This window comes from Thioalkalivibrio sp. ALE21 (assembly GCF_003208255.1).
GTDB classification, from domain to species: domain Bacteria; phylum Pseudomonadota; class Gammaproteobacteria; order Ectothiorhodospirales; family Ectothiorhodospiraceae; genus Thioalkalivibrio; species Thioalkalivibrio halophilus.
On the sequence record NZ_QKMA01000038.1, the window covers coordinates 1 to 5929 of the forward strand.

6 protein-coding genes and 1 tRNA gene are annotated in these 5929 nt (G+C 69.2%); 1 reads left to right on the forward strand and 6 read right to left on the reverse strand.

Annotated features, from left to right (window positions below; genetic code table 11):
• Positions 1 to 167: 167 nt before the first annotated feature.
• From D893_RS13565 to D893_RS13585, 5 genes are all read right to left on the reverse strand, one after another.
• The gene (locus D893_RS13565; RefSeq protein ID WP_110620074.1) at positions 168 to 986 is read right to left on the reverse strand and encodes a class I SAM-dependent methyltransferase; all 819 of its coding nucleotides are present in this window, start codon (positions 984 to 986) and stop codon (positions 168 to 170) included.
• 14 nt (positions 987 to 1000) lie between these two features.
• Positions 1001 to 1240 carry a SlyX family protein gene (locus tag D893_RS13570; protein ID WP_110620075.1) on the reverse strand — a complete coding sequence of 80 codons (240 nt, stop codon included), beginning with the start codon at positions 1238 to 1240 and terminating at the stop codon, positions 1001 to 1003.
• A 19-nt stretch (positions 1241 to 1259) separates the two neighbouring features.
• A complete protein-coding gene (locus D893_RS13575; protein ID WP_110620076.1) occupies positions 1260 to 2267 on the reverse strand; it encodes a D-2-hydroxyacid dehydrogenase in 1008 nt (335 codons plus the stop codon).
• Between the two features lie 109 nt (positions 2268 to 2376).
• Positions 2377 to 3066 (reverse strand): Bax inhibitor-1/YccA family protein, encoded by a 690-nt coding sequence (locus tag D893_RS13580; RefSeq protein WP_024330065.1) that lies wholly within the window; start codon positions 3064 to 3066, stop codon positions 2377 to 2379.
• 93 nt (positions 3067 to 3159) lie between these two features.
• Positions 3160 to 5262, reverse strand: a complete 2103-nt coding sequence (locus D893_RS13585) for a SulP family inorganic anion transporter (RefSeq protein WP_110620077.1) — start codon at positions 5260 to 5262, stop codon at positions 3160 to 3162.
• 293 nt (positions 5263 to 5555) lie between these two features.
• Between D893_RS13585 and D893_RS13590 the strand changes: the two genes are divergently transcribed.
• Positions 5556 to 5645 (forward strand) — tRNA-Ser (locus D893_RS13590).
• 25 nt (positions 5646 to 5670) lie between these two features.
• On the opposite strand, the gene D893_RS13595 is transcribed toward D893_RS13590, so the two are convergent.
• The coding region (locus tag D893_RS13595) for a transposase (protein ID WP_146220533.1) at positions 5671 to 5929 on the reverse strand (259 nt) is incomplete at its 5' end.

Below are 5929 nucleotides of genomic sequence, written 5' to 3' on the forward strand. Positions count from 1 at the left end.
CCTGTAGGAGGCCAGCCCCCTGGCCGATCGGGCGCAGGGGTTGGCCGGACGGGGAATCGGCCGGAGGGCCGGCCTCCTACGGGGGGCAGGGTTCGGCCTGTAGGAGGCCAGCCCCCTGGCCGATCAGGCGGCGGGCTTGGCCTGTGGGAGGCCAGCCCCCTGGCCGATCAGGCGCGATAGAGGTCGAAGCGTACTGCGCGGCCCTGGATGGCGGAGACCGGCGTGGTGCCGGGCAGAGGGGCGGCCCCGGCGGGGCGCTTGACCACCACGCGGCCGCGGGTGGCGGGGATCAGCGCGGCGAGCGTGGCGGCCGCGTCGCTTTCCGTCTCGCTTGCGGCATCGTGTTCTTCAGTGTCTTCCGCCCGGGATGCCTGGCCCGGATGCGGGTCCGGGGCGTCCATCAGCGCCTGCAGGATCTGCATGTCTTTCTTGACCGCGGCGTTCTTGCGCCGCTGCGGGAACATCGGGTCGAACACCGCCGCATCGGCGGGCGCGGGCAGGGCGTCGGCGGCGAATGCCTGCGGGAACAGGTGCACGCGTGCGGCGCTTGCGGCCAGGGCCGGGTCGCCGGCGTGCGCGGCGCGCTGCAGGGCATCTTCCAGCAACAGGGCGACGACCGGATGCCGCTCGAAGGCGCTCACCCGCCATCCCCGCGCGGCCAGCAGCAGGGCATCGCGGCCCAGTCCGGCGGAGGCATCGATGATGTGCGCGTGCTCGCCGACGCGCCCCACGGCGCGCACCAGGGTCTCGTGCGCCGCGCGGGCCTGGCGGTAGCCCTGCCGGCCGCGGACAAAATCCGGGGTCAGGCGCAGCGGCTTCCTGCCGCCCTCCAGAACCAGGCTCAGGCGGTCCGCTTCCACTTCCAGGGTGAGCGCCGCGTCGCCGCCATGGACGTAGCCGGCGGCGTCCAGCCGGCGCTGCAGGGCCCGGGTGCGCTCCCGGGCGCGCGGATCGTCTTCCGGGGCCGGGCGCAGTTCGAGGGTCATCGACGGGGCCGCGGTCAGTAATGCGGCGGCGGGGGTTCGGGGATGTCCTGCCCGCCCGCGCTGCCATCACCGGCGGCGGCCTCCAGCGCCCGCAGGCGGCCGTGGAGCCATTCGATCTGCCGGGTCAGGGCCTGGTTCTCCTGCTGCAGTTCGGCCTGTACCCGGGCCTGTTCCTCCTGGCTGAATTCCAGATAGGCCAGGCGTTCTTCCAGGGTCGCGATGCGCTGTTCGGGGGTGGGGTCGCTGGCGGCCATGCGGGCTCCCGGTGCGCGTTCAGTCAACGCGGTTGCGCGTCTCGCCGGCGGCGAAGGCGCGGATGTTGGCGGCGATCTCCTCCAGCACCGCCTGTCGTGCCGAGCGCGCGGCCCAGGCGGTGTGCGGGGTCAGCACCAGGCGCGGCAGGTCGGGGGCGAGCAGGGGATGATCGGGCGGCGGCGGTTCCGGTTCGAGCACGTCGATGCCGGCGCCGGCGATGCGTTTCTCGCGCAGGGCTTCGGCCAGGGCCCGCGGCTCCACCAGGCCGCCGCGGGCGGTGTTGATCAGCAGGCCATCGGGACCCAGCCGGTCCAGGGCGTCTTCGTCGATCAGGTTGCGGGTGGCGTCGGTCAGAGGGCAGTGCAGCGAGATCACGTCGCTGGTCTCCAGCAGCTCCGGCAGGGGGACGCGCCCGTTATCCGCGGCAGGATCCGCGGCGGGTTCGGCGTCGCGCAGGCTGCGGGCGTAGCGCACCTGCATGCCGAAGGCCTCGGCCAGGCGCGCGGTAGCCTGTCCGAGGACGCCGCGCCCGACGATGCCCATGCGCATGCCCGACAGGGTGCGGATCGGGTGGTCGAGCAGGCAGAACTGGTCGGACTCGCTCCAGCGCCCGGCGCGGATGTCGGCGCGGTAGTCGTCCAGGCGGGTGACCAGGGTCAGGAGCAGCGCCATCACGTGCTGGGCCACCGAGTCGGTGGCGTAGTCGCGGGCGTTGGTCACGGCGATGCCAAGCTCGCGCGCCGCCGCCACGTCGATGTTGTTGAAACCGGTGGCGGCCGCGCAGATCAGCTTGAGCTGCGGACTGCGTTCGAGCACGCCGCGGTCGAGGACCACCTTGTTGGTGATGGCGATGTCGGCCCCGCTCAGGCGTTCGATGATGGCGTCGGGGTCGGCGGGCGTGCGTTCCCGGCGCACCCAGCCCGGGGCGGCGCGGTCCAGCGGGGCGAAGTCCAGGTCGTCGCGGTCGACGGTGGCCGTGTCCAGGAAGACGGCGCGGGGGGCGGAGGACAGGTTCGGTTGGGCCATGAGGTTCAGTGTTGCGATCGGGCGGAGGGCAGGGGCCAACAAAAAGGGCCCCGCCGGAGCGGGGCCCGCGTGCTGGCGAGTCCGGGAGGGTCCGGGCTCGGCCGGCGCGTCAGTTCTCGCCCATAAAGGCGTGGAACAGGTTCAGCATGTGCAGGAACATCACGTACAGGTTGGCGTACAGCGACACCGTCATCACCACGTAGTTGGTCTCCTGGTCGTGGATCATGCGGCTGGTGTCGAACAGGATGGCCGCCGACAGCAGCAGCACCACGGCCGCGGAGATGGCCAGCGACAGCGCCGGGATCGCCAGGAAGATGTTGGCGACGATCGCCAGCAGCGCCACGATCAGGCCGACCACGATGAAGCCGCCGAGGAAGCTGAAGTCCTTCTTGGTGGCCAGCGCATAGCCGGACAGCGCGATGAATGCCACGGCGGTGGCGGTGAACGCGTTGCCGACGATCTGCGGGCCGTTGGGCAGCCCCAGGTACATCGACAGGATCGGGCCGAGGAAGAACCCGAGCGTCCCGGTGAAGGCAAAGGTCAGCACCAGGCCCCAGACCGAGTTGCGCGTGAAGTGGATGGCGAACGGGCCGCCGATCAGCACGCCGAGCATCACGATCCAGTGCACCGGCGGGGCGCCGATGGCCATGGCGACAAAGGCGGTGACCGCGCTGAAGGCCAGGGTCAGGGCCAGCAGGGTGTAGGTCTGGCGGATGACCTTGTTGGTGGAAATGGTCTCGCTGATGGAACCGGTGCTGGACGGGTTCCGTTTCGAGCGGACGATCTGGTCTCTGGACACGGTCGTTTCCTCCTTGGGTTCAATATGCGGTCAGTGTACAGCCGAGGGCCGCGCCGTGCAGCCACCCGCGCCGGAGTCCGGGCCGGGCCCGGGTCAGCTCCGGCTTTCCTGGCCGGCATCCGCTTCGACTCGCGTTTCGCCCACGCGTTCACGGCAGACTTCGACGGCCCGGTCGGTGCTGCGGAAGATGTTGTCCTTGCCGATCAGCTCGTCCAGGCCGGTGCGTTCCATCACCTCCAGCACCTGGGCCTTTACGCCGGCGAACACCAGGGTGACGCCGCGTGCCTTCAGCCGATGCACCAGCTGGTGCACGGTCTCCTCGCCGGAGGCGTCGATCTCGTTGATCCCCTTGCCGACGATGATGATGTATTTCGCCTGCGGATGGCTGGCGGCCAGGTCCAGCACCGCGTCTTCGAAGTAGGGCACGTTGGCGAAGTACAGCGAACCGTCGAAGCGCATCAGCGCGATCTTTTCGTCGGTCTGCAGGCCGTAGCGGCGCGCCTCGCGCAGGGTGCCGTCCTCGTAGCGGGCCAGTTCGCTCACGCGCGGCTGCATCGAACGGTAGAGATACAGGATGATCGCGAGGCCCGCCCCGGTGAGGATGCCGTAATCCAGGTTGGGGGCCATGGCCAGGGTCGCCAGGAAGGTGACGATGGCGGCGATGCCGTCGTGCTTGTTGGCCACCCAGGCGTGCTTGATCGCCTTGAAGTTCACCAGCCCGGCGACGGCCATCATGATGATGGCGGCGAGGACGGCCTCCGGCAGGTGGTAGATCAGCGGGGTCAGGAACAGCAGGGCGATGCCGATGATCACCGCCGTAAAGACCGACGACAGGCCGGTTTTGGCCCCGGAATTGAGGTTGACCGCCGAGCGCGAGAACGACCCCGACACCGGATAGCCCTGGGTGAAGCCCCCGGAGATGTTCGCCAGGCCCTGCCCGATCAGCTCCTTGCTGGGGTCCAGCCGCTGGCCGGTGCGCGCGGCCATGGCCTTGGCGATCGCGATGGCCTCGGTGAAGCCGACCAGGGCGATGACGAAGGCGCTGGTGAGCAGCATGGTGATGTTGCCCAGGCTCAGCTCCGGCAGGGTGGGAGCAGGCAGGCCCTGGGGCACGCTGCCGACCACGTTGCCGCCACCGTCCAGGTGGATGGTGTCGTTGTCGACCCGTTCGATACGCCAGTCGGTGCCGTCGGCCCGTTCGCGTTCCGCGTCGGTCAGGTGGTCTTCGCGGATGAAGCGGGCCGGGGCGTCGTCTTCGCCGGGGACACGGCGCAGGCTGATCGCGCCGAGCTGGTCGCGCAGATCGCGCAGTTCGCTGCGCTGTTCGTCGCGCTCGAGGCCGAGGGTGTCGATTTCGTGGCGGATGCGTACCGCCTCGGCGCGTTCGACCTCGTCCACCTCGGCCTCCAGCTCGCGGATGCGCTGTTCGATGTCGGCCAGCGCGCCGGAACGGGAGTCGACCTCTTCGGCCAGGGCGACCACGTCGGCCGGTGCGACCCGGTCGGCCGCCACTTCGGCCTTCTGCTCGTAGCCGATGGCCCAGCTGATGAGGATGGTGACGACCACGGCGACAAGGACACCGGGGATCTTCGGGACCACGCGCTTCATTGCGACCATCAGCGCGATCGCGCCCAGACCGAAGGCCAGCGTCGGCAGGTGAACGTCGCCGATCTGCTGCACCACGCCCCACAGGCCGACCATGAAATGGCCGCTGGTGTCGACCGGGACGCCCAGGATCTTGTTGAGCTGCGAGAGGGCGATGATGATGGCCGCGGCGTTGGTGAAGCCGACGATGACCGGATGCGAGATGAAGCTGACGATCGAGCCCAGCCGGAACAGTCCCAGGACCAGCTGGACCACTCCCACCAGGAAGGCCAGCACGATCGCCAGGGCAATGAACTCGGACGAGCCCTCGGCGGCGAGCGGGATCAATGCCGAGGCCGTCAGCAGCGAGACCACCGCCACGGGGCCGGTGGCCAGCTGGTTCGAAGAGCCCCAGAGGGCGGCGATCATCACCGGCAGCAGGGAGGCGTACAGCCCGTAGACCGGCGGCAGCCCGGCCAGCTGGGCGTAGGCCATGGACTGCGGGATGAGGACGAGGGCGACCGAGATGCCGGCAATCAGATCCGCGTTGATGGTGTCCTTGGTGGGACGCCAGCGCAGGAAGGGAAACAGATTGAGCAGCATCGAATTCATGATGGTCGGCCTCGGGTTGCGCCCCGTCGCCGGTCCCCGGGGCGGTCACTGAAGTTCGTGCCGGCGGCCGGGGCCGCGGCGTCTTCGTCCGGCGTCGCGTCAGGAGGCTCGGCGCCGGTGCCGAATCGCGGGAGGCGGATCCGGCCGGGAAGGACAGGGCCGCGATTTTACGGAAGATCGTTATTTTCTTCTATCAAACTCTTTCTATGCGACATATAGCTTGCAGGCGATGGATCGCGGGGTGACCGACCGAGTTGCCAGCCGCGGGAAGCTCGCGGAGAATGTGCGCCTCCGGAGAGGTGGCAGAGTGGTTGATTGCACCGGTCTTGAAAACCGGCAGGGGTGCAAGCCCCTCGAGGGTTCGAATCCCTCCCTCTCCGCCAGAATTCCGTAGATACCGTGTCTCGCTTACTGGCTGCAACCGGTGCTACAGCGAGGTTGGTACGGCTGCTGCGACTTCAGCACACCGAAGGCGATGTGGAGCAACTTCCGCATTGCGGCGCCGATCGCGGCCATCTTCGCCTTCCCACGCCGCAACAGGCGCTGGTATTGATCCCGAACGTCGGCGTTGTGATGCGCGGCGGCGATCGCTGCCATGTAGAGCTTGCGTCGCAGACCGCTTGACCCCGTCTTCGCCAGCCGCGGTTGCCGCTGGATCGAGGTGCCC

Coding starts and splice junctions, on each gene's coding strand:
- D893_RS13565 (WP_110620074.1), bottom strand. CDS start 986: ATGACCCTCGAACTGCGCCCGGCCCCGGAAGACGATCCGCGCGCCCGG.
- D893_RS13570 (WP_110620075.1), bottom strand. CDS start 1,240: ATGGCCGCCAGCGACCCCACCCCCGAACAGCGCATCGCGACCCTGGAA.
- D893_RS13585 (WP_110620077.1), bottom strand. CDS start 5,262: ATGAATTCGATGCTGCTCAATCTGTTTCCCTTCCTGCGCTGGCGTCCC.
- D893_RS13575 (WP_110620076.1), bottom strand. CDS start 2,267: ATGGCCCAACCGAACCTGTCCTCCGCCCCCCGCGCCGTCTTCCTGGAC.